At 71.9% G+C, this 17245-nt stretch carries 15 protein-coding genes; 11 read left to right on the plus strand and 4 right to left on the minus strand.

What is annotated here, in order from left to right; all coding sequences use genetic code 11:
* Positions 1 to 11: 11 nt before the first annotated feature.
* The 9 genes from ACGFYY_RS18095 to ACGFYY_RS18135 are packed head-to-tail and all read left to right on the plus strand — an operon-like array spanning position 12 to position 9469.
* Positions 12 to 1316, plus strand: coding sequence for an MFS transporter (locus ACGFYY_RS18095; protein ID WP_393710447.1), 1305 nt, complete (start codon positions 12 to 14; stop codon positions 1314 to 1316).
* A gap of 15 nt (positions 1317 to 1331) precedes the next feature.
* Positions 1332 to 2585, plus strand: a complete 1254-nt coding sequence (locus tag ACGFYY_RS18100; protein WP_393710449.1) for an ATP-grasp domain-containing protein — start codon at positions 1332 to 1334, stop codon at positions 2583 to 2585.
* Positions 2578 to 3402 (plus strand): dimethylargininase, encoded by an 825-nt coding sequence (gene ddaH, locus ACGFYY_RS18105; RefSeq protein WP_393710452.1) that lies wholly within the window; start codon positions 2578 to 2580, stop codon positions 3400 to 3402. Before ACGFYY_RS18100 ends, ddaH begins: the two co-directional genes overlap by 8 nt.
* Positions 3399 to 3734 carry a hypothetical protein gene (locus ACGFYY_RS18110; RefSeq protein WP_393710454.1) on the plus strand — a complete coding sequence of 112 codons (336 nt, stop codon included), beginning with the start codon at positions 3399 to 3401 and terminating at the stop codon, positions 3732 to 3734. The genes ddaH and ACGFYY_RS18110 overlap by 4 nt, the downstream gene beginning before the upstream one ends.
* Positions 3731 to 5509, plus strand: coding sequence for an ABC transporter substrate-binding protein (locus tag ACGFYY_RS18115; protein ID WP_365269091.1), 1779 nt, complete (start codon positions 3731 to 3733; stop codon positions 5507 to 5509). Before ACGFYY_RS18110 ends, ACGFYY_RS18115 begins: the two co-directional genes overlap by 4 nt.
* Positions 5509 to 6012, plus strand: coding sequence for a YbaK/EbsC family protein (locus ACGFYY_RS18120; protein ID WP_365269093.1), 504 nt, complete (start codon positions 5509 to 5511; stop codon positions 6010 to 6012). The genes ACGFYY_RS18115 and ACGFYY_RS18120 overlap by 1 nt, the downstream gene beginning before the upstream one ends.
* Positions 6013 to 6017: 5 nt before the next feature.
* Entirely contained in the window at positions 6018 to 7280 is a 1263-nt protein-coding gene (locus ACGFYY_RS18125; protein ID WP_393710457.1) for an ATP-grasp domain-containing protein, read from the plus strand.
* A 36-nt stretch (positions 7281 to 7316) separates the two neighbouring features.
* Positions 7317 to 8462, plus strand: coding sequence for an NAD(P)/FAD-dependent oxidoreductase (locus ACGFYY_RS18130; RefSeq protein WP_393710459.1), 1146 nt, complete (start codon positions 7317 to 7319; stop codon positions 8460 to 8462).
* Between the two features lie 29 nt (positions 8463 to 8491).
* Positions 8492 to 9469, plus strand: coding sequence for an MmcQ/YjbR family DNA-binding protein (locus tag ACGFYY_RS18135; RefSeq protein ID WP_393710461.1), 978 nt, complete (start codon positions 8492 to 8494; stop codon positions 9467 to 9469).
* 31 nt (positions 9470 to 9500) lie between these two features.
* Here ACGFYY_RS18135 and ACGFYY_RS18140 read toward each other — a convergent pair whose 3' ends face one another.
* Entirely contained in the window at positions 9501 to 11000 is a 1500-nt protein-coding gene (locus tag ACGFYY_RS18140) for an NB-ARC domain-containing protein (protein ID WP_393710463.1), read from the minus strand.
* 174 nt (positions 11001 to 11174) lie between these two features.
* Here ACGFYY_RS18140 and ACGFYY_RS18145 point away from each other — a divergent pair, with 174 nt between their 5' ends.
* Positions 11175 to 14396, plus strand: a complete 3222-nt coding sequence (locus tag ACGFYY_RS18145) for a BTAD domain-containing putative transcriptional regulator (RefSeq protein WP_393710465.1) — start codon at positions 11175 to 11177, stop codon at positions 14394 to 14396.
* Between the two features lie 70 nt (positions 14397 to 14466).
* Here the strand turns inward: ACGFYY_RS18145 and ACGFYY_RS18150 are convergent, their stop codons facing one another.
* Complete coding sequence (locus tag ACGFYY_RS18150) at positions 14467 to 14649, minus strand: hypothetical protein (protein ID WP_393710467.1); 183 nt, start codon at positions 14647 to 14649, stop codon at positions 14467 to 14469.
* An 85-nt stretch (positions 14650 to 14734) separates the two neighbouring features.
* A complete protein-coding gene (locus ACGFYY_RS18155; RefSeq protein WP_393710469.1) occupies positions 14735 to 15640 on the minus strand; it encodes a hypothetical protein in 906 nt (301 codons plus the stop codon).
* Positions 15641 to 15854: 214 nt separating this feature from the next.
* Here ACGFYY_RS18155 and ACGFYY_RS18160 point away from each other — a divergent pair, with 214 nt between their 5' ends.
* A complete protein-coding gene (locus ACGFYY_RS18160) occupies positions 15855 to 16397 on the plus strand; it encodes a LysM domain-containing protein (protein WP_365269115.1) in 543 nt (180 codons plus the stop codon).
* 67 nt (positions 16398 to 16464) lie between these two features.
* On the opposite strand, the gene ACGFYY_RS18165 is transcribed toward ACGFYY_RS18160, so the two are convergent.
* Positions 16465 to 17145, minus strand: coding sequence for a DUF5324 family protein (locus ACGFYY_RS18165; protein WP_393710640.1), 681 nt, complete (start codon positions 17143 to 17145; stop codon positions 16465 to 16467).
* Positions 17146 to 17245 lie beyond the last annotated feature (100 nt).

Genomic DNA, 17245 nt, shown 5'->3' on the forward strand with positions numbered 1-17245 from the left:
CGAGGAGCACTGTGTCCACGATCGCCCCGCCCCTTCCCAATCGGGCAGAACGACTGCTGATCCCCGCGACCTTCATCACCAACCTGGGCAACGGCATCCAGCTCACCGCCGCCTCGTACCTGGTCTTCACCGAGGCCAACACCATGCTGGCGGTCAGCTGGTTGATGATCGCCGTCACCATCCCGCAGGTGGCGCTGTCCCTCTTCTTCGGCAAGCTCGCCGACCGCTTCGACCGCCGCACGCTGGCGATGATCTCGGACCTGGCCAGCGCGGTCGCCGCGATCGCCCTGCCGGTCTGGCTGGCCCTCGGCGGTAACCCCTCCACCGTCAGCTATGTCGCCAGCTTCGTCCTGTCGATCTCCGCGGCCCTGTTCTTCCCGGCCAGCAACGCCCTGATCAAGGAGCGCATCCCGGAGTCCCGGCTCGCCCAGTTCAACGGCAACGCCGAGATCGCGATCCAGGCCGGCACGCTCGCCTCGGCGGCCCTCGGCGGCTGGGTGATCGTCTGGGTGGGCACCACGTCGCTCTTCTACTTCAACGCGATCACGTTCCTGCTCTCCGCCGCCCTGCTGTTCTTCATCGGCCGTCGTCCGGCCGGCCAGGCCGTCACCGAGGCCGCGGCCAAGGCCGCGTCGGCCGCCACCGCCCGCCTGACCGCCACCCGCCCGCCGCTGGCCCGTCTCGCGCTGCTCTACATCATCGGCAACATCGTCATCATCGTCGGCAACAGCATCATGCTGGTCCTGGTCATCGAGGGCTTCAAGTCCAACGCCGGCTACCTCGGCATCGTCGACGCCCTGTTCGGCATCGGCGCCCTGTTCGCGGCCTGGGCCTTCAAGAAGATCAGTTCCAAGGCCACCGTGCTGAAGACCGCCCTGATCGGCTACCTCGCCTTCGCGGTGCTGCTGTCCATGGAGTCCATCCACCTGTACGCCATGATGGCCGTCATCCCGTTCGCCGCCATCGCCTTCTGCGTGGCCCGCATCTCGGCCCGTACCGCCCTGATGAGCGCGGCCCCCGAGGAGAAGACGGGCTTCGTCTTCGGCGCCACCAACGCCTTCGGCCTCGCCGCCGGTACCGCCTCCGTCGTCCTGATCTCGCTCCTGGTCGACTCCACCCACGTGAAGAACGGCTTCTACGCCCTCTCCGCCCTGGTCGTCGTCATCTCCACCCTCACCGTCCTCTCGCTGCGCAAGCACGACCGTGAGGTCGCCGCCGCCGAGGCCGCCGCCGAGGCCGTCTCCGCGCCGGTCGCCGAGGCCGCCGAGGTCACCGAAGCCGCCGAAGCCGCCGAGCCCGTCCCGGCCAAGGTCTGAGGGGGGTCGGCACAGATGAAGCTGCTCGCGATCGAAGCCAGTCAGAACGCCACCTACTACATCTCGCGCTACCAGCAGATCGAGGCCCTCGGGGCCGAGGTCCACGTCCTCAACGGCATAGGCACGGAGGACTTCTGGGACGCGGACCGCTACCGGATCGCCGGCTCCAAGCAGATCGAGGACATCGTCACCGCCGCCAAGATCTGGCACGCGGAGGAGGAGTTCGAGGGGGTCCTGACCTTCTCGGAGTCCGGAGTCGTCACGGTCGCGGTCGTCGCCGAGGCGCTCGGCCTGCCGAGCATCGGCTTCGAGGCCGCCCGCACCAGCCGCAACAAGCTCCTGATGCGCCAGGCCCACGAGCGCGGCGGCGCCGCGCACCCCGGCTTCCGCTACGCCCCCGACGTCGAGGCCGCCCTGACGGCCGGTGCGGAGCTCGGGTACCCGCTGATCCTCAAGCCCACCCTGGGCGCCGCCAGCAACTTCGTGTTCAAGGTCGACGACCCCGAGGAGATGCGGGCCCGCTTCGCGGACGCCACCTCCGGCATCGAGACCATGACCTGGGCCCTGATGGAGGCCGACGGACTGGACCTCGGCCCGAACGGGATCATCGTCGAGGGCTACCTCGACGGCCACGAGCACCTCATCGAGGCGCTGGCCTGGGACGACGAGGTGTACCTCGGTTCCATCGTGGACCGGATCACGGTCGAGAGCGGCACCTTCGACGACGACGTCCACCACGCGCCGAGCTCCCTGACCCCCGAGCAGATCGCCGCGGTCCACGAGGTGGTCCGCGACGCGGCCCACGCCCAGGGACTGCGCCGGTCCGTGCTCCACGCCGAGGTGCGCTTCCACCAGGGTGCGCCCTTCATCCTGGAGATCGCGATCCGTCCCGGCGGCGGCGGGCTCGACCACATGGCGCGGATCAGCGCCGGCCACGACCCCATCCGATGCGTGGCGGACGTGGCCCGCGGCATCCGGCCCGACGTCTCGCACTACGCGCCGACCGGCGTGCACACCGCCGCGATGTGCCTGATCAGCGGCGCGGGCACGGTCGAGTCCATCGAGGTGCCGACCGAGGTCGCCGAGGACCCGGCGCTGTTCTTCCTCAAGATCACGGCCACGGCGGGGACGGTCGTCAAGCGGCCCCCGGCGGGCAACAACATCCTCGGTTTCATCGGCGCCACCGGCACCTCCCTGACGGAGGCGCTGACCACCGCGCACGTCGCGGCCGGCCGCATCCGCACCGAGATGAGGCCGGAGCATGGCTGAGACCCCGCGCCGTACGGCCACCCCGCGGCACTACCTGATGTGCCGGCCGACCCACTTCGAGGTGACCTACGCGATCAACCCGTGGATGAACCCCGAGAAGCCGATGGACGCCGACCTGGCACTGGCCCAGTGGGAGCGGATCCGGGACCTGTACCTCGCTCTCGGGCACGAGGTCTCCTTCATCGACCCCGTCCCGGGCCTGCCGGACATGGTCTTCTCCGCCAACGGAGCCACCGTGGTCGACGGCAAGGTGCTGATCGCGAAGTTCCGCCACCGGGAGCGGGCGGCCGAGGCCGACGCCCACCGGGCCTGGTACGAGGCCCGCGGCTACACCGACATCCACCTCCCGAGGTACGTCAACGAGGGCGAGGGCGACTTCGCCCCCGCCGGCCGGCGGATCCTGGCCGGCGCGGGATTCCGTAGCGACCCGGGCGCACACGAGGAGCTCGCCGCGTTCTTCGGCCTGCCGGTGGTCGGCCTGACCCTGACCGACCCCCGCTTCTACCACCTGGACACCGCGCTGTTCGTCCTCGACGAGGACCTGGTGGCGTACTACCCCGCCGCCTTCTCCGAGGAGAGCCAGGGGGTACTGCGCGAGCTGTACCCGGACGCGATCCTCGCCACCCGCCAGGACGCCGACGCCTTCGGCCTCAACGCGGTGAGCGACGGACTGAACGTGGTGGTGACGGAGACCGCCACGCACCTGATCGGCGAACTGCGCGAACGCGGCTTCGAGCCGCACCCCGTGGACATGTCCGAGCTGCTGAAGGCCGGTGGCGCGGTCAAATGCATCACTCAGGAGATACGACGCCCGTGATCGATTACGACGGCAGAAGTTTCCGCAACACCGGTTACCCGGCGGGCGTGGACGCCCCCGTCGGCCACTACCGCCAGGACGGCGACCTGCTCTGGGCCGACTTCGACGGAGGCCCCGTCCGCAGAGGTTCGCTGAACGGGCGCGTGGAGCCCGACGGGAACCTGGAGTTCGCCTACACGATGGTCCTCGCGGACGGCGAGGTGGTCGCCGGGCGGTGCTGGAGCACCCCCGAATTCCTGGACGACGGACGGATCCGGCTCAACGAGCGCTGGGAGCGCTACGGAGCCCACGCGGACAGCGGCGTGTCCGCACTGGAGGAGGTACCGACATGACCCCGCCCACCACCCCGCTCCGCGGGGGCAGCGTGACCTGGGCCTGCACCAGCGGCTTCAGCCCGGTCTTCATCTTCCCCTTCACCCCGGGCGAGTACTACGGGGTGGCCAACCTGCACGAGTTCCAGACCCTGATGTACCGCCCGCTGTACTGGTACGGGACCGGCGGCCAGCCGACGGTCGACTACGAGCGCAGCCTCGCCGAGCCCCCGCGGTGGAGCGAGGACGGCCGCACGGCGACGATCACGATCAAGCCGTACCGGTGGTCGAACGGCGAGAGCGTCAACGCCGACAACGTGATGCTGTGGATGCACCTCCTGGAGGCCGAGAAGCACAGCTTCGGGGGGTACACGCCGGGCTTCTTCCCGGACAACCTGACCGGCTACGAGAAGGTCGCCGAGGACCAGGTCAGCTTCACCTTCGACCGTGCCTACTCGCACAACTGGGTGCTGATGAACCAGTTCAGCACCATCACCCCGCTGCCGAAGGCCTGGGACCGCACCGGCGACGACCGGCCGGCCGACGCCACCCACGACCCCGCGCAGGCCTCAGCCGTCTACGCCTACCTGCGGGCCTGCAACGACGAGCGTAAGAGCTGGGACACCAGCCCCGTCTGGAGCGTCGTCAACGGACCCTGGAAGCTCAGCAGTTACACGATCGACGGGGTCTCCGGCGAGGCCGTCCTGGTGCCCAACGAGACCTACGGCGGCCCGAACAAGCCCTACCTGGACGAGTTCCGGCTGATACCCACCGGCTCCGACACCGAGCAGTACGAGATGCTCCGCCGCGGCCCGGAGGCCCTGGACGGTGTGCAGATCGGCTTCCTGCCCTTCGACGAGGTCACCGAGCCGGCCGAGGACCCGCTGGTCGGTGGGCCCAACCCGCTCGGCGAGCACTACGACCTCGTGCCCCAACTCACTTACAAAATCCATTACTTCCCGATCAACTTCAACAACCCCACCGTCTCCGGAAAGATCTTCAAGCAGCTCTACTTCCGCCAGGCACTGCAGTCCTGCCTCGACTCCCGGGGCGCCATCCGCGACGTCTACAAGGGCTACGGCTACCCGACCACCGGGCCCATCCCGGCCCTGCCGGACAGCCCGCTGCTCTCGCCCGCCGCGCACGAGGACCCGTACCCCTTCGACGTCGAGGCGGCCCGTGCCTTCCTGACCGAGAACGGCTGGGACACCGGCACCACCCCGGCGCTCTGCGTCCGCGAGGGCACCGGCCCCGGCGAGGCCGGCGAGGGCATCCCGGCAGGGACCCCGCTGCGGTTCTCGATGCGGTACGCCCAGGGCCACGAGACCCTGACCGCGGTCATGCGCAAGTTCGCCGCCGACGCCGCGAAGGCGGGTATCGAGATCGTGCTGACCGAGGTCGAGGCGAGCGTCCTGGTGCTGGAGGACACCACCTGCACCCCGGGCCCCGACAGCCCCTGCCTGTGGGAGTTCAGCGACTGGAACGGCGGCTGGGGTTACGGCCCCGGCTTCTACCCGACCGGTGAGGCGCTCTACTCGACCGGCTCCTCGGTGAACTTCGGCAGCTACAGCGACCCCACGGCGGACGAGCTCATCGCCCGGACCGTGGTCAGCGACGACCTGGCGGACCTGCACGCCTACCAGGACCACATCGCGCGGCAGGTCCCGGTCATCTGGATGCCCAACTTCCCCTTCCGCCTCCTGGAAGTGGCCAAGGACCTGAAGGGCGTGGCTCCGATCAACCCCTTCGGACTGATCAACCCCGAGGACTGGTACTACGTCGGCGAGGTGCTCTGATGTACCAGCGACTGATCGGCCTCCTCGACGACCGTCAGGCCCGCTACCGGCTGATCGACCATCCGGCCGAGGGCCGGACCGACCTGGCGAGCGTCCTGCGCGGCCACCCGCTGGACCAGGCCGCCAAATGCATCGTCGTCCGCGTGAGCATCACCAAGCGGGTCGGCAAGTACGTGCTCGCGGTGGTTCCCGGCGACCGGCAGGTCGACCTGGAGGCGGTCGGCGCACTCTTCGGCGGCGGGCGGACCGCCTTCGCGACGCCCGAGATCGCCGAGCGCCTGGCCGGCAGCGTCTGCGGCACGGTGATGCCGCTCAGCTTCCACCCGGATCTGCACCTCGTCGTCGACGAGGGCCTGATCCTCACCGAAGAGATCTACTTCAACGCGGCCCGCCTGGACCGCTCCGTGGCCCTGTCCACCCCCGACTACCTGGCCCTCGCCCAGCCGCAGCTCGCGGCGATCGCGACGGCCGGCGACCGGGTCCTGACCCACTCCGCGAGGTGACGAAGATGACGGACGACGACCGCACGACCGATGACGGCGTGGTGATCCTGGTCGGCAGCGGACAGCGCGCCTACCGCGAGTACCTGCTCGCCGGCGCCGCCCGGCGCCGCCCGATCTGGATCCTGGACGCCGCCGACCCGACCTGGCAGCGGGAGTACGTACGCGGCTCCACCACGGTGGAACTGCTCGACCGCGAACGCCTGGTCCCCGACACGGAAGGCCTGATCAAGGCCGCCGAGGCGGTGGCCGCCGAGCACCGCGTGGTCGGCGTGTTCAGCTACGACGAGACGCTCGTGGTGACCACCGCGCTCATGGCCGAGCGGCTCGGACTGCCGGGTCTGACCTCCCGGGGCGCCGACAACTGCCGCAACAAGCACAACACCCGGCAGCTGCTGACCGCCGCCGGCCTGCCCCAGCCGCACTTCGCCTACGTGACCGACGCCGAGGAGGCCCTCGCCACGGCCGACTCCTTCGGCTACCCGGTCGTCCTCAAGCCGCGCGGCATGGGCGCGAGCATCGGCGTCATCCGGGTCGACGACGCTTCCGGTGTCCGCGCCGCCTTCGAGGTCGCCGACGCCGCGAGCCGCGGCGGGAACAGCGACTACGAGGGCGGGGTGCTGGTCGAGGAGTGCGTCATGGGCCCCGAGATCAGCATCGACGGAGTGGTCTTCGACGGCGAGTGGACCCCGCTGTTCCTCGCGCACAAGGAAGTGGGCCTCGCGCCCTACTTCGAGGAGACCGGCCACGTGGTCAGCGCCACCGACCCGCTGCTCGCCGACGAGGAGCTGCTGGGTGTTCTGCGGGACGCCCACCGGGAGCTGGGGATCGGCTACGGGATCACCCACACGGAGGTGAAGCTCACCACCCGCGGCCCGGTGATCATCGAGGTGAACGCCCGACTCGGCGGCGACCTCATCCCCTACCTCGGCAGCCTCGCCACCGGCGTGCAGCCCGGGGAGCTGGCCGCCGAGGTGGCCGCAGGCCGCCGCCCCTCCTGGGAACCGACCGAGTCCCGGACCGTGGGGATCCGCTTCCTGTACCCGCCGGAGAACGGCACCGTCGACTCGGTCGACGTACCCGCCCTCTCGGACGTACCGGGGCTGTTGGAGACGAACGTGATGGTGTCGCCCGGAGTGCGGCTGCTGCTGCCGCCCGAGGGCTACCTCAGCCGCTACGCCAACCTGATCTGCGCCGGAGACACCTTCCTGAGCTGCGAGGAGTCCCTCGCCAAGGCGGCCGCACTGACCACGATCGTCCTCGCCGGCTGACCCGCCGGCTCAACGAGAACTGAAGGGAGGTGTGTGATGTCGACAAGCGTGACGGTAGTGGGCGGCGGAGTGATCGCCCTGCTCACGGCGGTCGAGTGCGTGCTCGACGGACACAAGGTCACGGTCGTGGACCAGGGCCCCATCCCGCACAGCAGAGCCACCTCTTTCGACCAGCACCGGATCCTGCGGGCCCTGCACCCGGCGGACCCGCGGACCACGGCGGCCGCCTTGCGTGCCCACCACCGCTGGGTCGAACTGGAGGAACTGTTCCTGACGCGGTTCTACGAGCAGGTCGGCTCCCTCACCGTCCTGCCGCCCGCGGCCGCGACGGACGCGGCGGCGATGCTCGCCGACGCCGGCGGCCACGCGCGGGAACTGACGCCGGCCGGCCTGGCCGACCGCTATCCGCACCTGCACGTGGGCGGCGGCCTCGGCGCCGTGCTGGAGGACGAGGCGGGCGTGCTGCTCGCCGAACGGGTCCTCGCCGCCTGCGTCGGCTGGCTGAAGTGGCAGCGGGGCATCGAGCTGATCGAGCACCGCGCCGTGACCGCCGTCGACGGCGAGAGCGGAAGCGTACGGCTGGTGGACGGGCGGGTGCTGCGCAGCGACGCGGTGCTGGTGGCCGTGGGCCCCTGGTCCCGGGACCTGTTGCCGCCGAGCATCTCCGAGCGGCTGACCCTGTATCGCCAGTCCCTCCTCTACTGCCGGGTGCCCCGGCAGCAGTCGCAGGCCTGGGCGGCCACTCCGGCCATACCGGCCCTCGGCACCGCGGGCGGCGCCTGGCTGATCCCGCCGGTGGCCGGGACGGCCCTCAAACTGACTTCGGCGACCGCCTGCCGCGAGGTGGACGGGATCACCGATCACGCCACCGACCCGTACTGGCAGCGCAAGCTGGAGAAGGAGTTCGGGGACATCCTCCCCGGCTTCGGCCCGGCCTGGGTCACCGCGGCCAAGGACGCCTACTACTCGTCCTTCACCGAGACCGGCGGCCCCCTGCTGGTCGCCCTCGGCGGCGCGGGATTCGCGTACGCGGCCTGCGGTGGCACATCCTTCAAGTTCGCGCCGCTCATCGCACGGTCGCTGGCCGACCGGCTGATCGGCCGGAGTCCGTCCCTGATCGGCCTCGGTGCGCTCGACGGGCCACCGCTGGACGTCCACGCCCCGCAGCTCGCGGGTCTGTGAGGGGCGGCAGGATGAGCGAGGAGCGGGCAGTGGCAACGGTGGACGACGTACGGCGGCTCGCGCTGAGCCTGCCGAGGACCGAGGAACACCTGATCCGGGATCGGGTGAAGTTCCGGATCGGCGGCATCGTCTACCTCGCCCTGTCCCGGGACGAGAGCGAACTGGGCTTCGCCTTCCCCAAGGAGGAACGGGCGGCGCTGGTCGCCGCCGAGCCGGACAAGTTCTTCCTGCCCCGCGAGTCCGATCTGCGCTTCCACTGGGTCGAGGCACATCTGGCGGCCCTGGACGCCGAGGAGCTGACGGAGCTGGTCACCGAGGCCTGGCGGATGGTGGTGCCCGCCAAGGTCGCCCGCGCCCATCTGGACCCGCCGACCGCGCCGGCGCTGCCTCCCGCGCCGTCCCTGGCCGAGCTGCGGTCCTCGGCCGAGGTGTTCAACGGGTTCCCGGGTGTGGACCGGAGCTGGCTCGCGTTGCACGAGGAGACCGGCCGCGCCCTCGACCTCTCGCTCGCCGCGCACCGCGGCGCCCTGCACCGCTGGCTGAACTCCTGGGGCTGCCGCATCCGTTACCCGCGCGAGGGCGAGCCCGACACCTTCGGCGCGGGGCTCGCCGGATGGGCGGAGCGGCACGAGCCCGCGCACACGCCGCTGGCCCGGCTCACCCCGCGGGAGATCGCCGGGTTCGCCGCCGCCTACGAGGAGCTCGCGGCGCTGCCGATCGGCCGCCGCGCCCTCGGCCCGACCGCCGCGGCCAAGGCGCTGTACGCACTGCGGCCCGACTCGGTCATGCCGTGGGACGCGGCCATCGCGCAGCGGTTGCACGGGGCCCGGGACCGGGCGGCCTTCGCCCGCCACCTGGAGCTCGGGCGGAGCTGGGCGCGTACGGTGCTGGAGGAGAGCGGCGGGATCGGCGAGGCCGCCCTGTGCGCCGAGATCGGTCGCCCCGGGGTGTCCCTGGCGAAGATCCTCGACGAGCACCTGTACGTCACGATCACCTACGCGGCCTGAGCCGGCCGGTGGCGTCGTCCGCGCGCCGGGCCTACCTCGGCTGCCGCGCGTGCGCCTGGCCCCGCGCCGCGGGCGCGGACGCCGGCGCCGGGTCCTCCTCCGTGGGGTCCGGCTGCGTCAGCGCGTACGCCCGGGCCATCGGCGTCAGTCCGTACTGGCCCGGCAGGTCGGAGTGGTCGAGCAGGCCCGCGTCGAGGAGCCGTTCGAGGAGGTCCTCCACCGGCTGCGCGGATCGTTCGACCAGCATGGCGAGCGCGTCCGCGGACTCGTACACCACGTTGTCCACGGAGGGCGGATTGTCGGAACCGGCGAACTGGCGCAGCATCAGGCGGGCCCACGGGGTCAGCAGCCGGTAGGCGCTGTCGAGGCGGGTGCTCAGTGCGTCGTCCCCGATCTGCAGCCGGGCCAGGAAGCGGCCGGGTGCCCGCGGTCCGTCGTGCCCGTCGCGTCCGTGGTGGCCGCCCGGCCCGCCCGGACCGTCGCCGAGCAGCTCGGACACGGAGTCCTGGAGCATCCACTCGGGGCGGGCCGCGATGCGCCGGCCGGCCAGGTTGAGCGCCAGCGGCAGGTCCCCGCAGGCGTCGGCGAGGCGCAGGCAGGCGCGCGGCTCGGTACCCACCCGGTCGCCGCCGAGGAGCTGCGCGAGCAGTTCCATCGACTCGTCGCGGTCCAGCGCGGGCAGCCGGATCCGGCCAATTCCGTCGAGGCCCAGTAGACGCGATCGGCTGGTGATGAGGACACGGCTCTCGGGCGCCGCGACAAGAAGTTCCCGGATCTGCCGCTCGTGCTGGACGCCGTCGAGCACCACGAGCAGCCGTCGCCGGTGCAGGAGCGACCGGTACAGGCCAATTCTCTGACCGGGATCGTTCGGGATCCGGTCGGTGGGGATGCCGAGCGCCTCCAGGAATCCGCCCGCGATGCCGGCGGCGTCCTTGCGTCCGTCCGCGGCCGGGTCGAGGTTCGCGTAGAGCTGTCCGTCGGGCAGGTTCACGGCGAGTTCGTGGGCGAGGCGCAGGGCGAAGGCCGTCTTGCCCACACCCACCTGACCGCTGATCACCAGGGGCGCCGCGAGCCGCTGTCCGTCGTAGGAGGGAGCGGTCAGAGCCCGGGCCCGCTGGAGCAGCTCACGCCGTCCCACCAGGGGATGAGCCTCCATCGGCAGCTGTGAGGGCGGCGGCAGCACGGCGCGTACGTCGGCCGCCCGCAGCTCGTTCTCCTGGTGCTGCTGCACCGCCTTGACCGCCGGACGGGCCCCTCCGTCGTCCCCGTCGGCGCGGGCCGCCTCGTGCCAACGGCGCTCCCAGCTGGCGCGGTCGCCGCCGCAGGCCTCGGCGAAGGCGAGGGCCACCTGAAGGGTCGGGAGGCGGTAGCCGGCGGCCGCGTCGGAGAGAACGGACGCGGAGAACATGGCACGGGTGGCCATGTCGCGGTAGCCGGGACTGCCGGCCGCGGTCCGCAGCCTGCGCAACTCCCGGGCGAACGCGGTGACTGGTCCGGCATCGGGGGCCAGTGGTCTCTCCAGTCTTCCCACAGCCTGCTCCTTCGGTACTCGCTCCGTGTGCTGCCTGCTCCGGGCCGCCCATGAACTGTCCGTGTCGCCCTTCCTGATCTGCTACCGGATGCTTACCGCCTGCTAGGGGGAACCCCTATGATCCGGTTGACTTGACCTGGCCAGGGGTCATGTTCATTTGGGGGTGGATGTCCGATGCCGGGGGCGGATGCGGAGTCCGGGGAGAGACGTGGCGCGAATCCTGCGGGGGGCAGGCTGCGCTTTCACGTGCTCGGATCGCTCGAGGGATGGTTCGGCGAGGTACGGCTGAGGCTGGGGGGAGCGATCCAGGAACGGGTCCTGTGCATGTTGCTGCTCGAAGCCGGCCGGGTGGTTCCCGTGGCCCGCCTCGTCGAGGCGACCTGGGAGAAGGACCCGCCGGTGACCGCGGCGCACCAGGTCCGCAAGGCCGTCGCCGATCTGCGGCGGCGGATACCCACCGGCACCGAGGTGATCGCCACCGACGGGCCGGGGTACCGCGTGGTGGTGGCGGACGATCAGGTCGACCTGCTGGAGTTCGACGCCCTGACCAGGGCGGCGGGCCAGGCCCTGCGGGAAGGAGAGCGGTTCGCGGCCGCCGAGGCACTGCGGGCCGCGCTCGCGCTGTGGCGGGGATCGGTCCTGTCCGGCACCGGCGGACCGGTGATCGAGGCCGCGGCGACCGCGCTGGAGGAGCGCCGACTGGCCGCCGCGGAGCAGTTCTTCGACCTGTGCCTCGCACTGGGCGAGAGCGGCGAGCTCATCTCGGGCCTGCGCGCCCTGATCACCCAGCACCCGCTGCGGGAGACGCTGCGCGGCCAGCTGATGCTCGCCCTGTACCGCTCGGGGCGGCAGGCCGAGGCGCTCAAGGAGTACGGGGAGGTCCGCGAGCTGCTCGTGGACGAGCTGGGCATCGACCCGGGTCCGCGGCTCGCGAAACTGTACGAGGCGATTCTGCGGGACAGCCCCGAGCTGGCCGCGCCCGAACGGCCGGTGCCGGTGCCCGTGGCCCCCGTACGTCAGGTGCCCGAACCCGCGGCCGCGGTGGATCCGGTGCCCGAACCGGCCCCTCCCGTGACCGCGGTGCCCGTGACCGCGGTGCCCGAGGGCGCGGCGCCCGAGGCCCCGGCCCGCACGGAGGCGGACCGGGAAGAGGAGCCGGGAACGCGCGCCACGCCGGTCGACGCCCCGTGCACCCTGCCCTACGACCTGCCCGACTTCACCGGCCGCGCCAAGGAACTGGCCGAGCTCTTCGACTACGTACGGGACGAGGGCCGCGGCGGCGAGCGCTACGCCCGGATCGTGGCCATCGACGGCATGGGCGGCATGGGCAAGACCACCCTGGCGGTGCGCGCCGCGCACCGGCTGGCCGACCGGTATCCCGACGGGCAGCTCCACATCGACCTGCACGGATTCACCCCGGGCCGCGAGCCCGTGACACCGGCCGCGGCGCTCGACGGCCTGCTGCGGACCCTCGGTACTCCGGGCGACCGGATCCCGGAGGACCTGGAGGGGCGCACCGCCGTGTGGCGCTCCAAGCTGGACGGCCTGCGGATGCTGCTGCTGTTCGACAACGCCGTCGACGCGGCGCAGATCAGGCCCCTGCTGCCGGCCTCGCCCGGCTCCTTGGCCCTGATCACCAGCCGCGGGCGGTTGTTGGACCTCGACGGCGTCGAGTGGGTGTCGATCGGGATGATGGAGCCCGAGGACAGCACCAGCCTGATGGCGGAGACCCTCGGTACCACCCGGGTGGCCGCCGAGCCGGGGGCCGCGGCGGAGCTGGCCGAGCTGTGCGGGCACCTGCCGCTGGCGCTGCGGATCGCGACCGCCCGGCTGCGCAACAGGCCGCGCTGGACGGTGCGTTACCTGGTCGAGCGGCTGCGCGACGAGAAGCGCCGGATGGACGAGCTGAGTTCGGGGGAGCGCAGTGTCGCGGCGACCCTGCGCCTGTCCTACCTGGCGATGGACGAGGAGTACCGGACCGCGTTCCGCATCCTCAGCCTGTACCCGTGTGCCGGGACCGACGTCCATTCGGCGGCGGCGCTCCTCGGCACGACGGTCCGGGACGCCGAGGACGCCCTGGAGTTCCTGCTCGACGTGCATCTGGTGCAGCAGCCCGACATCGGCCTCTACACCTTCCACGACCTGGTGCGCAGCTTCGCCCAGAGCCTGCGGGGGCCGGCGACGGCGGACGACGACGCGGCGGCGGTCGAGCGGCTGCTCGGCTACTACCTGACGACCTCGGACGCCGCCTGCGAGGTGCTGTTCCCCAGCCGTGAGCGCCGTCCCACCGGTATCCCGCCGTACCAGGGCGAACGGCCGTCCTTAAGGGACACCGAGCAGGCCCTGAGCTGGTTCGACAGGGAACAGGGCGGGCTGCTCGCGGCCGTGTCACTGGCCGAGCGGTTCGGCCACGACCGGTACGCGGCCTGCCTGAGCCGTAACGTCGGCTTCCACCTGCACATGCACGGACGGCTCGACGAGTTCTGGAGCGTCGGGCACCTCGCGGTGGCCGCCGCCCGTCGGCTCGACGATCCGGCGCTCCTCGGTATCAGCCTGGCCAATCTGGGCGCGGCCTGCTGGAAGCTGGGCCGTTTCGAGGAGGGGCTGGAGGTGGCCCGTGAGGCGCGCGACACCGCGGTCCGTGCCGGGGACCGGCACACCGAGGCGAACAGCGAATCGACCATCGGGCTGCTGATGTCGATGCTCGGCCGGTACGAGGAGGCTCTACCGCTGGTGGAGCGGTCCGTCTCCATGGCTCAGGAACTGGGCAATCCGCGCGCGGAGTCGGAGAGCCTGACCATCCTCAGCACGCTGTACGAGCGGTGGGGTCGCTTCCCGGAAGCGGCGGAGGCCGCTCGCCGGGCGATCGAGATCGACGGTGACCTGGGCTACCGCAGCAACGAGATCGTGGCCCTGACCGATCTGGCCTTCGCCCAGGTGGGCCTCGGCGAGTTCGCGGACGCGGACGCCAGTCTCAAGCGGGCCCGGGACCTGAGCGACGAGACCAGGTCGCCGGGGGACGTTGCCCTGGTACTGGCCCTGTCCGCCCAGGTCGCGCACGAGCGCGGTGACGTGCTGCAGGCGCGTGCCTTCGCCGAGCGCTCCCTCGTGCTCGGGCGGACGAGCGGGGCCCCGATCCGACTCGCGAGGGTCGAGAACGTCCTGGGCCGGCTCCACCTCGTGTGGGGGGAGCACGAGGTGGCGCTGGCCCTGCACGGCCACGCCCACAAGATCGCGGCGCCGATGAGTTTTCGGGCGGAGGAGGCGTCCGCGCTGGTGGGCCTCGCCTTGGCGGCCGAGGTGCTCGGTGATCCCGCGGCCGCCGCCGGACACCGGGCGGCCGCCGAGGAGCTGTCCGATTTCATGGGCCTGCCGGCGCACCTCCGCACCTACTGAGCGCGGACACGGAACTGCCCCGCACCGGACTCCGGTGCGGGGCAGTTCCGTGATGTGCGCGGCAAGCGGGTCACCTACGGGTGGAGGGGGCCGGGGACGGGGCCGGGGAGGCGACACCGGGGCCCTTGTCCTCCGCGAGGACCTGGTAGCCGGAGGGCTGACCCGGGTCGGCCGGGCTCTCGACCGTCACACCGAGCCCGAACGCCAGGGCCGCCGCGGTGATTCCGATCAGTCCAGCCAGCTTGCTGCGCATGTGTTGAACCCCCTGGTGTGTACCCGGTGCGGCTCCCGTGTGGTGCGGTGGCCGCTCTCGACAGGACAAAGAGTGGCCGAGGCGCTTACCGGTCCGTTCCCCTCTCGATACCGCCCGTGGCCGCGCTGCGGGAACGGCTGTTCCCGGCCTGTTCCCGGTCCGGTTCCACGGCCGCCGCGATACGCGATCCCCGCGCGCTGACCAGCACATCCGTCCGCGTGGTGCCCGATTCGTACCCGGCCAGATCCAGCAGGGCCCGGACGGTCGAGCGGATCTGGGCCTGCTCCGCGTCGTGGAGCGGCGGCGCCGTTCCCTCGGGGGCGATGTCGGCGACCAGATGCATGCCGTCGACGGTCAGCGTCTCCACCCTGAACTTGTCCCCGGTCAGCAGCTCTTCGACGAGATAGGGGGCCGAGTGCCGGGCGGTGACGGCCTGTTCGGCCCACCGGGCGAGCGCGGGCCGGTCGTGCACCGCGACGGTCCACCAACACCCGCCCTTGTCGGCCGACTTGATGACCACCGGCAGCGGGAAGTCCTCCGCCAGCGAGCAGGCCTCGGTGACGGACCGGGCCTCCTCGGCACGCACCGCCGAGGTCCGGCTCTCGTTGAGGATCCGCCGGATCGTGACCGCGTCCGGCAATCCGCGGGCCGGCTTCCCGCGGTCGGTGGACAGTTCCCGCAGTACTTCCTCGGCGGCGGCCGCCGCCCCGCTGCCGAGGCCCTTCTCCAGATCGCTCGCGAGGTGGAGGACCTGCCCGATCCCGTGCCGCCGGACCGTGTCCGTCAGCAGGGTGCGCAGTGCGGCCGTGTCGTCGAAGTCCACCCGGAGGACGCGCTGCGGGGGCAGCTCCGCGGGAAGTCGCGCGTTCGGTGGGCGGGGTCCGGGATCGGACACCACCCAGACGTCGAGGCCCGCCACGATCGCGGCGCTCACGAGCCCCGGTCCGGGCCTGACCAGAACCACCCGCTCCGCGGTCTGTCTGATGATCACAGAAATCTCCTCCATCGTGTCCCACGATGGTGTCGTCGGGTCTTCCCGGTCCCTTCCCGCCGCGTTCCCGGGTGGACCGGAGCCCCGCGCGGGCCGGCGCCCGGTCCGGGCGTCCCCCGGACGGCCCCGCCGCAGGGCCTTCGGACGGCCGGTGCAGGACAGTGGAAGAAGGGCACGATCCCAGGGGGGACCAGCACGCCGGAGGCGTACAGACATGGGACTCTTCGACTTCCTGAAGTCCGACAAACACAAGGCGCACGACGCCGCCGAGAAGGCGAAGGAGCAGGTCCAGCAGCCGGCGGGCGAGGCCAGGAGGCCTCCCGCGGGTTCGGCGGCCGACGCCGCTTCCGCCACCCGCGCCACCGCCGAGCGCATGGCGGCGGCCGCGCCGCCCAGGCCCAGCCCCGCGACCCCGACCCCCACCTCCGCCGCGCACAAGGCGGTGCCCGCCGCCCCCCGGCCGACCGCGATGCCGAAGCCCGGGGCCGCCTCCCCCGCAGCGCCGGGCGCCATGCACACGCCCACCCCGCACTCGGCCGCGCACAAGGCGGTACCGGCGGCCCCGCTGCGGGGGCCCGGGTCCACCGCGAAGAAGCGCACGTACACCGTGCGGGCCGGCGACTCGCTCCCCGCGATCGCCCGTCAGGAACTGGGCAACGAGGCCCGCTGGCGTGAGCTCTACGCGATGAACAGGGGGGCGGTCGGCCCCAACCCCGACCTCATCCGCCCGGGCACGGTCCTCACCCTCCCCGGCTGACGCCCCGCGGACGCGCAAAGGGGCCCGGATCCTGGTGACAGGATCCGGGCCCCTTCCCGTGCGCCGATCAGAACCGCTTGTCCTCGGGGCCCGACCCGGCCTCGCGTTCCTTCTCGGCCAGCTCCTCGTCGAAGCCGGTCGGCGCCGCGTCGCGCCCCGACAGCTCGGTGGCCGCCGGCGGTTCGACGAGCCAGTCCGGATTCGACTGCTGGTCCCACCACCGCCACGCCGCGTAGGCGACGCACGCGAGCACGCCGACCAGCGCGGCGCCGCGCAGGATCTTTCCGTTGCGCTCACGACGCTGATGACGCCGCACCAGCTTCTGCACCTCCTTGGCCGTCACCTGGCCGCGCAGCGCCGCGAAGGCCGCCGTCGACCGGGACGCGGCCTCCTCGGCCACCGGAGTGGCGGCCGCGATCGCGCTCTCGATCCTCGGCTGGGTGTATTCGGCGGCCTGCCGCGCCGCCCGGCGCGCCTGGGTCGCCGCCCGGTCCACGGGGGGCGGGACATGGGCCCTCGCCGCCTTGAGCCGGGGATGCAGATGGCAGTCGTAGGTCGAACGGGCGTGCTGGGCGGCGCTGGTGGCCGCGTACGACACCTTGGGTGCCAGCCGCTCGTTCGCTTCCTGGGCGTAGTGCACCGCGGCTTCCCTGGCGGATTCCGCGTACGGTGCCACCACTTCCGTCGCGTGTCGCACACTCTCCCTGGCACTCTCGGCTGCCAGGCGCATGCTCTCCTTGCCGGTCACGGGATCCTCCTCCTCGGTGGCGGACACAGTTCACCTTTCCACCCTTTGTCGGATCATGCCTGCCATATCGCGGACAGGCATGCGTGACAGGGCATACGGG

The organism is Streptomyces sp. NPDC048331 (genome assembly GCF_043201215.1).
Classification (GTDB): domain Bacteria; phylum Actinomycetota; class Actinomycetes; order Streptomycetales; family Streptomycetaceae; genus Streptomyces.

Bases quoted from the DNA above. Each gene is read 5' to 3' on its own strand.
- ACGFYY_RS18115 (WP_365269091.1), top strand. From the start codon at position 3,731: ATGACCCCGCCCACCACCCCGCTCCGCGGGGGCAGCGTGACCTGGGCC.
- ddaH (WP_393710452.1), top strand. From the start codon at position 2,578: ATGGCTGAGACCCCGCGCCGTACGGCCACCCCGCGGCACTACCTGATG.
- ACGFYY_RS18125 (WP_393710457.1), top strand. From the start codon at position 6,018: ATGACGGACGACGACCGCACGACCGATGACGGCGTGGTGATCCTGGTC.
- ACGFYY_RS18160 (WP_365269115.1), top strand. From the start codon at position 15,855: ATGGGACTCTTCGACTTCCTGAAGTCCGACAAACACAAGGCGCACGAC.
- ACGFYY_RS18120 (WP_365269093.1), top strand. From the start codon at position 5,509: ATGTACCAGCGACTGATCGGCCTCCTCGACGACCGTCAGGCCCGCTAC.
- ACGFYY_RS18130 (WP_393710459.1), top strand. From the start codon at position 7,317: ATGTCGACAAGCGTGACGGTAGTGGGCGGCGGAGTGATCGCCCTGCTC.
- ACGFYY_RS18100 (WP_393710449.1), top strand. From the start codon at position 1,332: ATGAAGCTGCTCGCGATCGAAGCCAGTCAGAACGCCACCTACTACATC.
- ACGFYY_RS18150 (WP_393710467.1), bottom strand. From the start codon at position 14,649: ATGCGCAGCAAGCTGGCTGGACTGATCGGAATCACCGCGGCGGCCCTG.
- ACGFYY_RS18145 (WP_393710465.1), top strand. From the start codon at position 11,175: ATGCCGGGGGCGGATGCGGAGTCCGGGGAGAGACGTGGCGCGAATCCT.